Genomic DNA, 13,376 nt, shown 5'->3' with positions numbered 1-13,376 from the left:
ACGACGGTTCCGCCCCTCGGCGTCGCGGATCCTGACATCATGAAGAGGGCCGTGCGGAGCGCGGGGAAGGCGAAGGGACAAGGGTGTCGACTCGACGGCAGGACCGGCTGCTGAGCGCGCTGCTGCGTGAGGACGCGTGGATCGCGGGCCCGCGTTTGGCGGATCTGCTCGGGGTGACCCCGCGCAGCGTCCGTGCCTACGTCACGGCGCTCAACGCGCGGGTGCCCGGAGGAGACGCCGTGCTGTCCGGCGCCTCGGGCTACCGTGCCGGAGCGTCCGCGCGCGCCGCCCTCGCCGCGCGCTCGGGGGATGACGCGACGCCGCGGGCGCGCCTGCACGTCCTGGTCCGCTCACTCCTGGACGAGGCGGACGGCATCGACGTCTTCGACACCGCGGAGCGCCTGCACGTGAGCGAGGCGACCCTCGAGGCGGATCTCGCGAAGGTGCGTTCGCTGCTGGACGGTGCGTCCGCGGACGGCGGGCTCGTGCTGGAGCGCGACCGCGACATCGTGCGCCTGCGCGGCGGCGAACGGGAGCAGCGCCGGCTGCTGAGCCGGCTCGCGCACGACGAGATGGACGCGGCGGAGTTCCCGGTGGATCCGTTCCGGCTGGCCCTCGGCGGCGGGACGATCCCGGCCGAGGCGGTCGGGCCGTTCCGCACGGCGCTCGTCGCGGCGCTGAGCGACCTCGGCTACTACGTCAACGAGCTCGCGATCGCCGACGTCCTCCTGCACATCGCGATCGCCGCCGATCGGGTGGCGGCGGGGCGGGAGCTGGACGGCGGCGACGCGGGCGCGGAGCCCGTCGAGGATCCGGTCGCCGGGGTGATCGGCCGTCTCGCCCGCACCCAGCTCGGGGTCGAGCTCGGCGCGGGCGACCTGGCGCATCTCGCCCGGCTGGTGCTGACGCGGATCGTGACGCCGGGCGGCACGGATCCCGCGACGCTGGCGCGGGCCGGGCTCGATCCCGTCGTCGAGGCCGCGGTGCGCGGGGTCGTCCGGCAGGCGTCGACGGACTATCAGGTGGACCTGGACGACGACGCCTTCGTGCTCCGGCTCGCGCTGCACGTGCAGAATCTGCTGCGGCGCGTGCAGGAGGAGTCCCGCACCCGCAATCCGCTCACGCGCTCGCTGAAGTCGGCATATCCGATGCTCTTCGAGGTCGCGGTGTCGGTGGTGAGCGGCCTGCAGGAGCGACTGGGCCTGCGCGCCGACGACGACGAGATCGCCTACGTCGCGATGCACATCGGGGGACGGCTCGAGCGCAGTCGCCGCGCCGAGACCCTGCTCACCGCGACGATCGTGTGCCCCGGCTACTACGAGCTGCACGAGGTGCTCCGCTCCCGCGTGGACCACTCGCTCGGGCAGGGCATCGAGGTCGTGCGCGTCATCACCGCGATGGATCCGGGCGAGGACGAGATCGACACCGACCTCGTGCTCAGCACGGTCCCTCTGCCGGGGGCCGCAGAGCGGGTCGTGCTCATCCAGCCGTTCCTCACCGAGGCCGACGTCGAGCGGGTGCAGCAGGCGGCGGCCCGGCTGCGGCGCGCCCGCCGGCTCACCCGGCTGCGCGAGGAGCTCTCCCGTTACCTGTCCGCGGACGCCTTCGTATCCCCGCTGCCCGATGCGGGGGAGGAGGAGATCATCCGCCTCCTCGGCGGGCGTCTGCTCCAGGCGGGCCTGATCGGCGAGGACTACATCGAGAACACGATCCAGCGCGAGCGGCTCTCCTCGACGGCGTTCAGCGACGCGCTCGCGGTGCCGCATGCGCTGCAGATGACGGCGCAGCGCACGGCGATCGCCGTGGGGGTCGCGGCGGGCTCGGTGGCCTGGGGGACGGGTCGCGTGCGGGTGGTCGCGCTCGCCGCCTTCAGCGAGCAGGACCGGGACGCGTTCCAGACCGTCTTCGAGCAGCTCGTGGAGGTGTTCGGCGAGGGCGACAGCGTGCAGCGCATCGTCCGCAGGAGCGCGACGTTCGCCGGCTTCCTGGACGAGCTCGTCGCCGTCATCGACGGCTGACGCGCGGTCAGGCCTGCAGCACCCGCGCGAGCGCGTCCAGCAGCCCCTCCGCGTCCGCGCCCTGCGCCGTGAGCACCACCTCGTCGCCCGCGCCGAGGGCCAGATCCATCACCGCGAGGACGCTGCGGAGATCGACGGTGCGGCCCGTGGACGTCGTGAGCTCGACGGCTCCCTCGTGGGCGAGGGCGAGCCGTACGAGCTCCGCGACGGGACGCGCATGCGCGCCGCCCGCTGCGCGGATCACGACCGTACGGCTCGCCATCGTCAGCCGAGCCGGGCCAGCAGGTCCCTGATCGCGGCGTCGAGCGCCGCGACGGCATCGCGTGCGGCCGCGCCGGAGTCGGCCTGCGCGTCGATGTAGACCTTGAGCTTGGGCTCGGTGCCGCTCGGGCGCACGATCACGCGGGACCCGTCGGAGAGGCGGTAGCGCAGCACGTCCCCGGCCGGGGCGCCCGAGGTCGCGACGAGCAGATCCTCGGACGAAGAGATCGCGATCTCGCCGAACGCCATGGGGGGATCCTGCCGCAGCGCGGCCATGATCCGGCCGATCACGGCGACGTCCTCGACGCGGATCGACACCTGTCCGCTCGCGAAGTGCCCGACCTCCGCGGCGATCTCCTCGAGCAGGTCGGCCAGCGTCGCCTCGCGGGCCCGCGCCTGCGCGGCGAGGCCCAGCAGTGCCACCGCGGCGGAGATGCCGTCCTTGTCGCGTACCGTGTCCGGGTTAACGAGGTAGCCCAGGGCCTCCTCGTAGCCGAAGGCGATGCCGGGAGCGCGCGAGATCCACTTGAAGCCGGTCAGGGTCTCGTGGAAGTCCAGTCCGTAGCGCTCCGCGACCGCGCCGAGGGCGGGGGAGGACACGAGCGAGCAGGCGAGCGAGGTGCCGGGGGCGGCGGGGCCGTCCGCGGTCGCGGCGCGTGCGGCGCGCCACCCGAGCAGCAGGCCGACCTCATTGCCGGTGAGCCGGCGCCAGCCTCCTTCGGCCGTCTCGTCGGGGATCCCCACGGCGAGCCGGTCGGCGTCGGGATCGTTCGCGATCACGAGCTCGGCGCCCAGCGTGCGCGCCTTCGCGAAGGCGAGGTCCATCGCGCCCGGCTCCTCCGGATTGGGGAACGAGACCGTGCGGAACGTCGGATCCGGGTCCCGCTGCTCGCTCACGGTCCAGGGCGCGGGGTAGCCGGCCTCGCCGATGATGCGGGAGAACGTCTCCCACCCGACGCCGTGCATGGCGGTGTAGACCCAGCGCAGGCCCGCGGTCCCGACCGGGGCGGGCGCCACGGCGGCGGTCGCGGCGACATACGCGTCCACGACGTCCTCGCCCGCGGTCTCGTAGGACTCCGAGCGCGGGATCGCGAGGGCGTCCCCGCGGTCCGCCACCCGCTGGATGTGCGCGGCGATCTCGGCGTCGGCCGGGGACACGATCTGCGACCCCTGGTCCGCGCCGCCGAGGTACACCTTGTAGCCGTTGTCGTTGGGCGGGTTGTGGCTCGCGGTCACCATGACGCCCGCGTCGGCCCCGAGGTGGCGCACCGCGAAGGCGAGCACGGGCGTCGGCAGCAGGCGCGGCAGCAGGACGGCCCGCAGCCCCGCGCCGGCGAAGATCTCCGCCGAGTCCTTCGCGAACACGCGGGAGTTCTTGCGGCCGTCGTAGCCGATGACGACGGTCGGCGCCGTGCCGGGGGTGGCCTTCTCGTGCAGGTAGGCGGCGAATCCGGCCGCCGCCTGCGCCACGAGCACGCGGTTCATCCGGTTGGATCCCGCCGCGATCTCGCCGCGCAGGCCGGCGGTGCCGAACGCGAGACGGGTGGAGAAGCGGTCGTCGAGGTCGGCGAGGGCCGCCTCGTCCCCGGATCCGGCCCGGGTGATGAGGCCGGCGAGCTCGTCGCGGGTCTCCGGGTCCGGATCCTGCCGCAGCCAGGCCCGCGCCTGCGCGAGCAGGGCCGCCTCCTGGCCGCTCACAGCGCCCCGATCACGCGGGCCAGCAGGCCGGAGATCACCGGCTCGGCCTCGCGTCCCGCCTCGATGACCTCGGCGTGGCTGAGCGGCGTCTTCTGGATGCCGGCGGCGAGGTTCGTGATGAGGGAGAAGCCGAGGACCTCCATGCCGGCCTGACGGGCGGCGATCGCCTCGAGCGCCGTGGACATGCCGACGATGTGGCCCCCCAGGTGCTTCGCCATCTGGACCTCGGCGGGCGTCTCGTAGTGCGGGCCGGTGAACTGGCAGTACACGCCCTCGTCGAGCGTGGGGTCGATGGTGCGGGCCAGGTCCCGCAGGCGGCGGGAGTACAGGTCGGTGAGGTCCACGAAGGTGGCGCCCTCGAGCGGGGAGTCGGCCGTGAGGTTGATGTGGTCGCTGATGAGGACCGGAGTGCCGGCCTTCCAGGTCTCCTTGATCCCGCCCGCGCCGTTCGTGAGCACCATCGTCTTCGCCCCGGCGGCTGCCGCGGTGCGCACGCTGTGCACGACGCGGCGGACGCCGTGCCGCTCGTAGTAGTGCGTGCGGGCGCCGATGACGAGCACGTGCTTCCCGTCCGGGGTGACGATGCTGCGCAGCGTCCCGACGTGGCCCTCGAGGGCGGGCTTGGAGAAGCCCGTGACCTCGGTGGCGGGGATCGTGGCGACGGTCTCTCCGATGAGCTCGGCGGCCTTGCTCCAGCCCGAGCCGAGCGTGACGGCGATGTCGTGGTGCTCGACGCCGGTCAGGCGATGGATGTCGGACGCCGCCTCCGCAGCGATCGCGAAGGGGTCGGCGCTCGGGTCGTCGAGGGGGTTGGTCTGATCAGCCATGAGAACGAGGATACGGCCCCGCGCTCGCGGCGGGGGAGGAGGGCGCGGAAGAGCAGCGCGGGCTCGGATCGTCCCCGCGGTGCGGATGCGGAAGAATGGATCCCATGACCTTGATGTTCGAGCGCTCTCAGCGTGTCGCCGTGCTCGGCGGCGGTCCCGGCGGATACGAGGCGGCGCTCGCCGCCGCACAGCTCGGGGCGGAGGTGACGCTCGTCGAACGGGTCGGCGTGGGCGGATCCGCCGTGCTCACCGACGTGGTGCCCTCGAAGAGCCTGATCGCCACGGCCGACGCCGCGGTGGCGATCAGCGAGGCCAGCGACCTCGGCGTGCAGTTCTACGCGAAGGGCGCCGAGGGCAAGCCGCTCAAGCCGCAGGTCGCGATCAACCTCGCCGCCGTGAACAAGCGGCTGATGGCGCTCGCGGGCCAGCAGTCCGAGGACATGCGCACCACCCTGCTCGACGCGGGGGTGACGATCCTCTCCGGCCACGGCCGCCTGGACGGTCCGAACGCGATCGTCGTGTCCACGTCCGTGGACGGCACCGACTTCGACCGGGTCGAGGCCGACACCCTCATCGTCGCCGTCGGGGCGTCCCCGCGCGAGCTCGACTCCGCCAAGCCGGACGGCGAGCGGATCCTCACCTGGACGCAGCTGTACGACATGAAGACGCTGCCCGAGCACCTCATCGTGGTCGGCTCCGGCGTCACCGGCGCCGAGTTCGCGTCGGCGTACATGAACCTGGGCGCCAAGGTCACCCTGATCTCCAGCCGCGACCAGGTGCTCCCCGGCGAGGACCAGGACGCGGCGCACGTGCTGGAGAAGGTCTTCAAGCGCGGCGGGATGCGGGTGCTGTCCAAGTCCCGCGCCGACAAGGTCGAGCGCACGGCGGACGGCGTCATGGTGACGCTCTCGGACGGGCGCACGGTCGAGGGCAGCCACTGCCTGATGGCGGTCGGATCCATCCCGAACACCGCGGGGATCGGCCTGGAGGACGTCGGCGTCGAGCTGACCGCCTCGGGGCACATCCGCGTCAACCGGGTCGCTCGCACCTCGGTCTCCAACATCTACGCGGTCGGCGACTGCACGAACTTCTTCCCGCTCGCCTCCGTCGCCTCGATGCAGGGCCGCACAGCCGTTTTCCACGCCCTGGGCGACATCGTGATCCCGCTCGAGAAGCTGAAGATCACCGCCAACATCTTCACCGCGCCCGAGATCGCGACCATCGGCTTCTCCGAGAAGGACATCGAGGACGGCGTGGCCGACGGCATCGCCTACAAGCTGCCGCTCGCCGCCAACCCGCGCGCGAAGATGCAGGGGATCCGCGACGGCTTCGTGAAGATCATCGCCCGCAAGGGATCCGGCACGGTCATCGGCGCCGTGATCGTGGCCCCGCGCGCCTCGGAGCTGATCTACCCGCTCGCGATCGCCGTGGAGCGCCGCCTCAACGTCGACCAGGTGTCCCGCGTGTTCGCGGCCTACCCGTCGATCACGAGCAGCATCACCGACGCGACCCGCGCGATGCACCAGGTGTACATCGCCAACTGACGCGGACACGACGAAGCGGCGCCCCCTTCCGGGAGCGCCGCTTCGTCGTATCGCGGTCCTGCGGCCTTCGGGCCTGCGGATCCGGTCAGCTGATCGTGAGGAGCTGGTGGCCGGCCGACACGGTCGCGCCGGCGTCGGCGTTGATGTTGCCGATCACGCCGTCCTTGTGCGCCTGCAGCGGCTGCTCCATCTTCATCGCCTCGAGGACCACGACGAGATCGCCCTTGACGACCTGCTGCCCCTCCTCGACCGCGACCTTGACGACCGTGGCCTGCATCGGCGACTTCACGGCATCGCCGGAGGCGCCGGCGTTCACCGTCTTGGCGTGGCTGCGACGCGACGGCGGCACCGCCGCGGGGCGTCCGCCCGTGCCCACGACGGACGCGGCGACGCGGTCGGGCAGGCTCACCTCGAGGCGCTTGCCGGCGACCTCGACGACGACCGTGTGGCGGCCCTTCGGCTCGGCCGCGGCCTCGAGCTCGCCGTCCCACGCCGGGATGTCGTTGACGAACTCCGTCTCGATCCAGCGCGTGTACACGCCGAAGGTGCCGTCCTCCGCCGTGAAGGCGGGGTCGTTGACGACCTTGCGGTGGAACGGCAGGACGGTCGGCAGGCCGGAGACCTCGAACTCGTCGAGTGCGCGGCGCGAGCGCTCCAGCGCCTCGGCGCGGTCCTTGCCGGTCACGATGATCTTCGCGAGCAGGGAGTCGAACGCGCCGGAGACCACATCGCCTGCGGTGACGCCGGAGTCGAGGCGGATGCCGGGGCCGCCGAACGTCTTGAACACGTGCACGGGACCCGGCTGCGGCAGGAAGCCCCGGCCGGGGTCCTCGCCGTTGATCCGGAACTCGATCGAGTGCCCCTGCGGGGCGGGGTCGTCGTAGTCGATGGTGCCGCCGGCGGCGATGCGGAACTGCTCGCGGACGAGGTCGATCCCGGTGACCTCCTCGGAGACCGGGTGCTCGACCTGCAGGCGGGTGTTCACCTCGAGGAACGAGACGGTGCCGTCGGCGCCGATGAGGAACTCGCAGGTCCCCGCGCCGACGTAGCCGACCTCCTTGAGGATCGCCTTGGACGCGGAGTACAGGAGCGCGTTCTGCTCGTCGGTGAGGAACGGCGCGGGGGCCTCCTCGACGAGCTTCTGGTGACGGCGCTGCAGCGAGCAGTCGCGCGTGGAGATGACGACGACGTTGCCCTCGGCATCGGCGAGACACTGGGTCTCGACGTGGCGCGGCTTGTCGAGGTACTTCTCCACGAAGCATTCGCCGCGGCCGAAGGCGGCGACGGCCTCGCGGGTGGCGGACTCGAACAGCTCGGCGACCTCGTCGAGCTCGCGGGCGACCTTGAGACCGCGACCGCCGCCGCCGTATGCGGCCTTGATCGCGATCGGAAGGCCCACCTGCTCGGCGAAGGCGACCACCTCGGCGGCCGTCTCGACGGGGCCGGGGGTGCCCGGCGCGAGCGGGGCGCCGACCTTCTCGGCGACGTGACGGGCGGTCACCTTGTCGCCGAGCGCCTCGATCGCCTCGGGGGAGGGGCCGATCCAGACCATGCCCGCTCCGATGACGGCACGGGCGAACTCGGCGTTCTCGGCGAGGAAGCCGTAACCGGGATGCACGGCGTCCGCGCCCGCGCGCCGGGCGATCGAGAGGATCTTGTCGATCTGCAGATAGGTCTCCGCACTCGTGGATCCGTCGAGGGCGTAGGCCTCGTCGGCGAGACGGGTGTGCATGGCGTCACGGTCCTGGTCCGCATAGATGGCGACGGAGGAGAGACCGGAGTCGCGCGCAGCGCGGATGATGCGGACGGCGATCTCGCCGCGGTTGGCGACGAGCACCTTGGCGATGTCAGGCATGAGTGTCAGCCTATCGACAGCGCCGCCGATATTTTTGACGACCCTCCACAAGAATCCGGAGGATTCACGTCCTGGATCCTACGAAGGGCCGGGCCGACGTCGGGCGGGCGCGCGGCGGGAGTCGCGCTCAGGAGGCGCCAGGGACGGCGTTCCAGAGGTCGGTCCAGCGGATCCCGAGCCGGCCGGCGAGGCGACGCAGGGTCGACAGCGACATCCCGACGACCGTGGAGGGGTCGCCCTCGACGCGCTCGATGAACGCGCCGCCCAGGCTGTCCACCGTGAAGGCTCCCGCGACGAGCAGCGGTTCCCCCGTGGCGACGTAGGCCTCGATCTCGGCGTCGTCCACGTCGGCGGCGAAGGTGACCGCGGCCTCCGCGACCGCGTGCACCTCCTCGGCGGGGGCATCGGGACGCACGAGGATCACGCTGTGCCCGGAGTGCAGCACGCCGGTGCGGCCCCGCATCGCATGCCAGCGCGCGATCGCGCGCGCGGGCTCGTGGGGCTTGCCGTGCACGGCGCCGTCGATCTCGAACATGGAGTCGCCGCCGATCACGATCCCCGCGAAACCGGGATCCAGCTCGTGGATGCGGCCGGCGACCTCGGCCGCCTTCGCACGTCCGAGGAGCAGCACGACCTCCTCCGGCGCGAGCGGCCGGCCGAGGCGCTCGGCCTCCGCGGCGGCGACCGCGTCCTCGTCGACGTCGGGGCTCACGCAGATCGGCTCGATGCCGCTCTGCCACAGCAGGGCGAGCCGGGCGGGCGAGGTGGAGGCGAGGCACACGCGCATGCACCCACGCTATCGGGTCGGGATCCACGGACCCCGAGGTCTGGGATGATCGAGGGGTGAGCGATTCCGACGCGTCCGAGGGCGCCCTTCTCGACCTCGACGTGACCGCGATCGCGCACGGCGGGGTGTTCATCGCCCGGCACGAGGGCCGCGTCGTGTTCGTCTCCGACGCGATCCCGGGCGAGCGGGTGCGTGCGCGGCTCGCCGCACCGGCCGACGGGGCCGACACGCGCTCGTTCTGGCGCGCCGAGACGGTCGAGGTGCTCGACGCGTCCCCGCACCGGCGACCCCACGTCTGGCCGGAGGCCGACGTGACGCGCGCCCCGGAGCAGCGGCCGGGCGGCGCCGATCTCGGGCACATCGAGATCGGGCACCAGCGCGTCCTGAAGCGCCGGGTGCTGCAGGAGGCGCTGGACCGCTTCGCCGGCGGAGGGCTCGAGGCCGCCGAGGTGGAGGCCACCGGCGTCGACGAGAACTGGCGCACCCGCGTCACCCTGCACGTGGACGATGCCGGGCGGATCGGGCCGTTCGCGGCGCGCAGCCACCGGGTCGTCCCCGTCGCCGAGCACGTGCTCGCGCGTCCCGCGATCGACGCCGCGGCCCGCCGGCTCGGTGGACTGCCCGAGGGGCGGATCGAGCTCATCGAACCCGCCGACGGAGAAGTGCGCCAGGTGCTCCGGCCCGAGTCGGAGCGCCAGGCGCGAGGCCGGAGCGGACGTCGCGGTCCGCGACGGGCCGCGCCGCAGACGATCGTCGAACGGGCGGCCGGGCGTTCGTTCTCCCTCGATGCCGACGGGTTCTGGCAGATCCACCCCGCCGCCGCAGGGCTGCTGGACGGCGCGGTCGCGGATCTGCTCGAAGGGGCGGTCGACGCCGAGGCCGCGCACCTCGATCTCTACGGCGGCGTGGGGCTGTTCTCGGCGACGCTGGCGCGGGCCGGCGCGCGGCGCATCACCACCGTCGAGTCCTCCCCGCGTGCCACCCGGCACGCGGCCGCGAACCTGAGCGACCTGGACGTGCGGGCAGTGACCGCGCGCGTCGACCGGTTCCTGAAGGCGGACGACCCCGGCCTGCGCGACGTCGCCGGCGGTGCGGTCGTGCTGGACCCGCCGCGGTCCGGGGCCGGGCGCGCCGTGGTCGAGGACGTCGCGGCGCTCGACCCCGCCGCGATCGTGTACGTCGCCTGCGATCCGGTCGCACTCGCCCGCGACCTCGCCACGTTCCGGGGGCTCGGCTTCGAACCGCGCCGGATGCGGGCCTTCGATCTGTTCCCGCACTCGCACCACCTCGAGACGGTCGCGCTGCTCACCCGATAGGCCGGTCCGGCACCGCCGGTTCCGCGCTCCGGCGTGGCCGGATCCGCGCGCCCGCACGGGATAGGGTGAGACCGTGAGCAGCGTAGCCCTGATCGACGACCACGAGTCCGTTCGTCTGGGACTCGCCGCCGCGCTCGAGCGGGCCGACTTCGACGTCGTGTTCTCGGGCGCCGGCGTCGCCGAGTACCTCGAAGCGCGCGGACGCACCCTGACGGTGCCGGCCGACGTGGTGCTGCTCGATCTCACCCTCGGCGACGGGACGACGGTGACCGAGAACGTCACGCGACTCGTCATCGACGGATCCAGCGTGGTCATCCACAGCGTCGCCGATCGGCCGGTCGCCGTGCGCGAGGCCCTCGCCGCCGGGGCGGCCGGCGTCATCAGCAAGTCCTCTCCGCTGGACGACGTGATCGCCGCCGTGCGCACGGTCGCCCGCGGGGATGCGCTGAACAACGTGGAGTGGGCCAACGCCGTCGACGGCGACACGGCGTTCGCCGATGCGCAGCTCTCCACGCGGGAGCGCGAGGTGCTGCGCCTGTACGCGACCGGCCTTCCGCTGAAGGTCGTGGCGGAGCGGCTCGGCGTCGCCTACTCGACGGCCAAGGAGAACATCACCCGGATCCGGGTGAAGTACGTGGAGGTGGGGCGCCCCGCGCCCACCAAGGTCGACCTGCTGCGACGCGCCATGGAGGACGGCATCGTGGAGACCGCTCAGGAGGACTCGCAGAGTGTCGGCTGACTCCGGCGTCCCGCGGAGGGCGCCGCGGCGGGAGGGCTAGAGCATGTCGGGCGCTCAGGGACTCAGGGAGGCGTGGGAGAAGATCCCGACGCCGGGCGAGGTCGGGCAGGAGCTGGAGCGCTTCGCCGGACGGCGCATCGAGCGCATCATCGTCATCGTCGTCGGAGTGGGCGCGCTCGCCCTCGGCACCCAGGCGCTGGTCAACGCGATCATCAAGATGCGGCTCGTCGACGGTCCGCACATCGGCATGATGGCGCTCGTCTTCGTGCCGTGGATCGTGATGCTGCTCTGCTGCGCGATCGGACGCGCCGTGCGCATCGCGGCGGGCGTCTTCTTCGTCGCCTACATCATCGACCTCGGGCTCTGGCCGTTCGTCGCGGCCCACAAGGATCTGGACCCGTCGGACCAGCCCTGGATCTTCTTCCTCGTCAACGTCGCCGGGGTGGCCGCCGTCGTCGCGTTCCCCCTCGGCGTACAGGTGGCCTGGGTGCTCATCGGGCCGCTGCTCTACGGCACCGTGCGGCTGATCCAGGGCGACTTCGCCCCCGACTTCTGGATCGTCACCGCGTTCGACGTGTCGTTCACGCTGATCCTGGGTGCGGTGCTGGTCGCCCTCGGCTGGATGTTCCGCTCGGTCGCCAACGGCGTCGACGATGCACGCGGACGCGCGGTCGCGCTGTACACCGAGGCCGCTGCGGCGGAGGCCACCGAGCATGAGCGCGTCGCCGTGGCCGCTCTCATGCACGACAGCGTGCTGGCGGCCCTGATCGCCGCGGAGCGCGCGGAGACGGAACGGGCGCGCGCGCTCGCGGTCGACATGGCGCGGGAGGCGCTCACCCGCCTCGCGAACGCGGAGGCGCCGGCGCAGGAGGGCAGCGAGGAGCCCGTGCAGGTCGAGCTGCTCGCCGAGGATCTCCGCCGCGCGGTGGTGCAGATGGGACTCGCGATCGACGTCGAGCAGTTCGGGCACGGCGCCGTTCCCGATCGCGTGGCGCGGGCGATGGCCCTCGCGGCACGGCAGGCGATCGGCAACGCCGTCACGCACGCCGCCGGGCGCGGGCTCTCCGTGGTCGTGGAGGGGCACGGCGACACCGGGCTCACCGTCAAGGTCAGCGACACCGGAGGCGGATTCGATCCGGCCCAGGTCGGCGCGGATCGCCTCGGCATCCGCGCGTCGATCGTGGCGCGGATGGCGGCGGTGGGCGGGGTCGCCACGATCGACTCGGATCGCCGCGGCACCGTCGTGACGCTGGGGTGGTCGCAGTCATGAGGCTCACCGTCCGCATCGTCGCCACCGGGCTCGCGCTCGTGTTCGCCTGTTACTTCGCCGCCCGCGCCCTGTGGTGGACGGCGCCGCCGCCGCGCCCCCTGCTGGTGCTGCTCGCGGTCGCCATCTACCTGGCCTCCTTCGCGGTGATCGCCCTCGTCGGCGCGGGGCGCTCGGCGCAGATGCCGCGGTGGGCGGCCGCTCTGGCCCTGGTGTCCGCGATCGCGATCCCGCAGCTGAGCAACCTCGGCCTGGATCCGGCCGCGCTGCGCGCGCCTTACGCGACCTGGTACATCGGATCCGTCGGCCTGACCGGCGTCGTCTGCATCGTGCGGCGCCGGCCCCTGGCCGGATGGCTGGTGCTGCTGTTGCTCACGATCGCCTCGACGGCCTGGATCGGGTTCTTCGACGCCCTCGGCCTGGGGCTGGTCGGATCGACCGTGTGGATGGTGATCGCCCAGCTGCTCGTCGCGTTCTGGCGGCGAGCGGTGCGCGACACCGATCGCCTCGCGGGGATCCAGCAGGCGGCCTCCGCCTGGCAGGCGACGCAGATCGTGCGGCAGCGCGAGCGCCGCGAGCGCGTGCAGTACGCCCTCACCGTGGCGGGACCGGTGCTGGCGCGCGTCATCGAGACCCGCGGCGAGCTCTCCGACGAGGAGCGGCGCATCGCGCACCTGGCCGAGGGGCGGCTGCGCGACGAGATCCGCGGCGGCGATCTGCTGAACGAGCGCGCCCGCGCCGCGATCGAGTCGGCGCGCGCACGGGGCGCGTCGGTCACGGTCTTCGACGACGGCGGTCTGGACGGGCTCGACGATCAGGACAAGAGCCGCATCAGGGAGGAGCTGGCCGAGGTGCTCTCCGACGCGTCCTCGGCGCGGCTCATCATCCGCGCGCCCAAGGACGCCCGGATCGCGGTCACCGTGGTCGGGCGCACGGCGGCGGGGGAGTCGTCCGATGAGGACTCGGTCGAGCTCTGGCGCGAGATCCCGCGGGATTCCTCGGCGCACTGACCGGATCCGGGGTCCGCGGGCGCAGAGCCCGAGAGGGGCGCGCGTGCGTCGGAG

At 72.8% G+C, this 13,376-nt stretch carries 11 protein-coding genes; 6 read left to right on the top strand and 5 right to left on the bottom strand.

Translation table 11 applies throughout. The features are described 5' to 3' along the window. Nucleotides 1-83 precede the first annotated feature (83 nt). Nucleotides 84-2,018 (top strand): PRD domain-containing protein, encoded by a 1,935-nt coding sequence (locus J8G10_RS00135; RefSeq protein ID WP_251438448.1) that lies wholly within the window; start codon nucleotides 84-86, stop codon nucleotides 2,016-2,018. 7 nt (nucleotides 2,019-2,025) lie between these two features. On the opposite strand, the gene J8G10_RS00130 is transcribed toward J8G10_RS00135, so the two are convergent. The 3 genes from J8G10_RS00130 to J8G10_RS00120 are packed head-to-tail and all read right to left on the bottom strand — an operon-like array spanning nucleotide 2,026 to nucleotide 4,804. Continuing rightward, nucleotides 2,026-2,280, bottom strand: a complete 255-nt coding sequence (locus tag J8G10_RS00130) for an HPr family phosphocarrier protein (protein WP_251438447.1) — start codon at nucleotides 2,278-2,280, stop codon at nucleotides 2,026-2,028. A 2-nt stretch (nucleotides 2,281-2,282) separates the two neighbouring features. Continuing rightward, nucleotides 2,283-3,977 carry a phospho-sugar mutase gene (locus J8G10_RS00125; protein WP_251438446.1) on the bottom strand — a complete coding sequence of 565 codons (1,695 nt, stop codon included), beginning with the start codon at nucleotides 3,975-3,977 and terminating at the stop codon, nucleotides 2,283-2,285. After that, nucleotides 3,974-4,804, bottom strand: coding sequence for a purine-nucleoside phosphorylase (locus J8G10_RS00120; protein ID WP_251438445.1), 831 nt, complete (start codon nucleotides 4,802-4,804; stop codon nucleotides 3,974-3,976). Before J8G10_RS00120 ends, J8G10_RS00125 begins: the two co-directional genes overlap by 4 nt. Before the next feature lie 95 nt (nucleotides 4,805-4,899). Between J8G10_RS00120 and J8G10_RS00115 the strand changes: the two genes are divergently transcribed. Continuing rightward, the gene (locus J8G10_RS00115) at nucleotides 4,900-6,348 is read left to right on the top strand and encodes an NAD(P)H-quinone dehydrogenase (RefSeq protein WP_251438444.1); all 1,449 of its coding nucleotides are present in this window, start codon (nucleotides 4,900-4,902) and stop codon (nucleotides 6,346-6,348) included. Between the two features lie 85 nt (nucleotides 6,349-6,433). Here J8G10_RS00115 and J8G10_RS00110 read toward each other — a convergent pair whose 3' ends face one another. Next, the gene (locus J8G10_RS00110) at nucleotides 6,434-8,203 is read right to left on the bottom strand and encodes a biotin carboxylase N-terminal domain-containing protein (protein ID WP_251438443.1); all 1,770 of its coding nucleotides are present in this window, start codon (nucleotides 8,201-8,203) and stop codon (nucleotides 6,434-6,436) included. Between the two features lie 127 nt (nucleotides 8,204-8,330). After that, nucleotides 8,331-8,990 (bottom strand): nucleoside triphosphate pyrophosphatase, encoded by a 660-nt coding sequence (locus J8G10_RS00105; RefSeq protein ID WP_251438442.1) that lies wholly within the window; start codon nucleotides 8,988-8,990, stop codon nucleotides 8,331-8,333. Nucleotides 8,991-9,046: 56 nt separating this feature from the next. Here J8G10_RS00105 and J8G10_RS00100 point away from each other — a divergent pair, with 56 nt between their 5' ends. The 4 genes from J8G10_RS00100 to J8G10_RS00085 all read left to right on the top strand — a co-directional run bounded on the left by J8G10_RS00100 (nucleotide 9,047) and on the right by J8G10_RS00085 (nucleotide 13,322). After that, nucleotides 9,047-10,306: a TRAM domain-containing protein gene (locus J8G10_RS00100; protein ID WP_251438441.1), complete on the top strand. Its 1,260-nt coding sequence runs from the start codon at nucleotides 9,047-9,049 to the stop codon at nucleotides 10,304-10,306. A gap of 73 nt (nucleotides 10,307-10,379) precedes the next feature. Beyond that, entirely contained in the window at nucleotides 10,380-11,045 is a 666-nt protein-coding gene (locus J8G10_RS00095; protein WP_251438440.1) for a response regulator transcription factor, read from the top strand. A 43-nt stretch (nucleotides 11,046-11,088) separates the two neighbouring features. After that, complete coding sequence (locus J8G10_RS00090; protein WP_251438439.1) at nucleotides 11,089-12,315, top strand: sensor histidine kinase; 1,227 nt, start codon at nucleotides 11,089-11,091, stop codon at nucleotides 12,313-12,315. Further along, nucleotides 12,312-13,322 (top strand): hypothetical protein, encoded by a 1,011-nt coding sequence (locus J8G10_RS00085; protein ID WP_251438438.1) that lies wholly within the window; start codon nucleotides 12,312-12,314, stop codon nucleotides 13,320-13,322. Before J8G10_RS00090 ends, J8G10_RS00085 begins: the two co-directional genes overlap by 4 nt. Nucleotides 13,323-13,376: the final 54 nt, after the last annotated feature.

It is taken from the genome of Microbacterium sp. USTB-Y (assembly GCF_023703415.1).
In the GTDB taxonomy this organism is placed as follows: Bacteria; Actinomycetota; Actinomycetes; order Actinomycetales; family Microbacteriaceae; genus Microbacterium.
This window is presented reverse-complemented; position numbering and strand designations above follow the sequence as displayed.

Coding starts and splice junctions, on each gene's coding strand:
- J8G10_RS00130 (WP_251438447.1), bottom strand. CDS start 2,280: ATGGCGAGCCGTACGGTCGTGATCCGCGCAGCGGGCGGCGCGCATGCG.
- J8G10_RS00120 (WP_251438445.1), bottom strand. CDS start 4,804: ATGGCTGATCAGACCAACCCCCTCGACGACCCGAGCGCCGACCCCTTC.
- J8G10_RS00115 (WP_251438444.1), top strand. CDS start 4,900: ATGGATCCCATGACCTTGATGTTCGAGCGCTCTCAGCGTGTCGCCGTG.
- J8G10_RS00110 (WP_251438443.1), bottom strand. CDS start 8,203: ATGCCTGACATCGCCAAGGTGCTCGTCGCCAACCGCGGCGAGATCGCC.
- J8G10_RS00105 (WP_251438442.1), bottom strand. CDS start 8,990: ATGCGCGTGTGCCTCGCCTCCACCTCGCCCGCCCGGCTCGCCCTGCTG.
- J8G10_RS00090 (WP_251438439.1), top strand. CDS start 11,089: ATGTCGGGCGCTCAGGGACTCAGGGAGGCGTGGGAGAAGATCCCGACG.
- J8G10_RS00085 (WP_251438438.1), top strand. CDS start 12,312: ATGAGGCTCACCGTCCGCATCGTCGCCACCGGGCTCGCGCTCGTGTTC.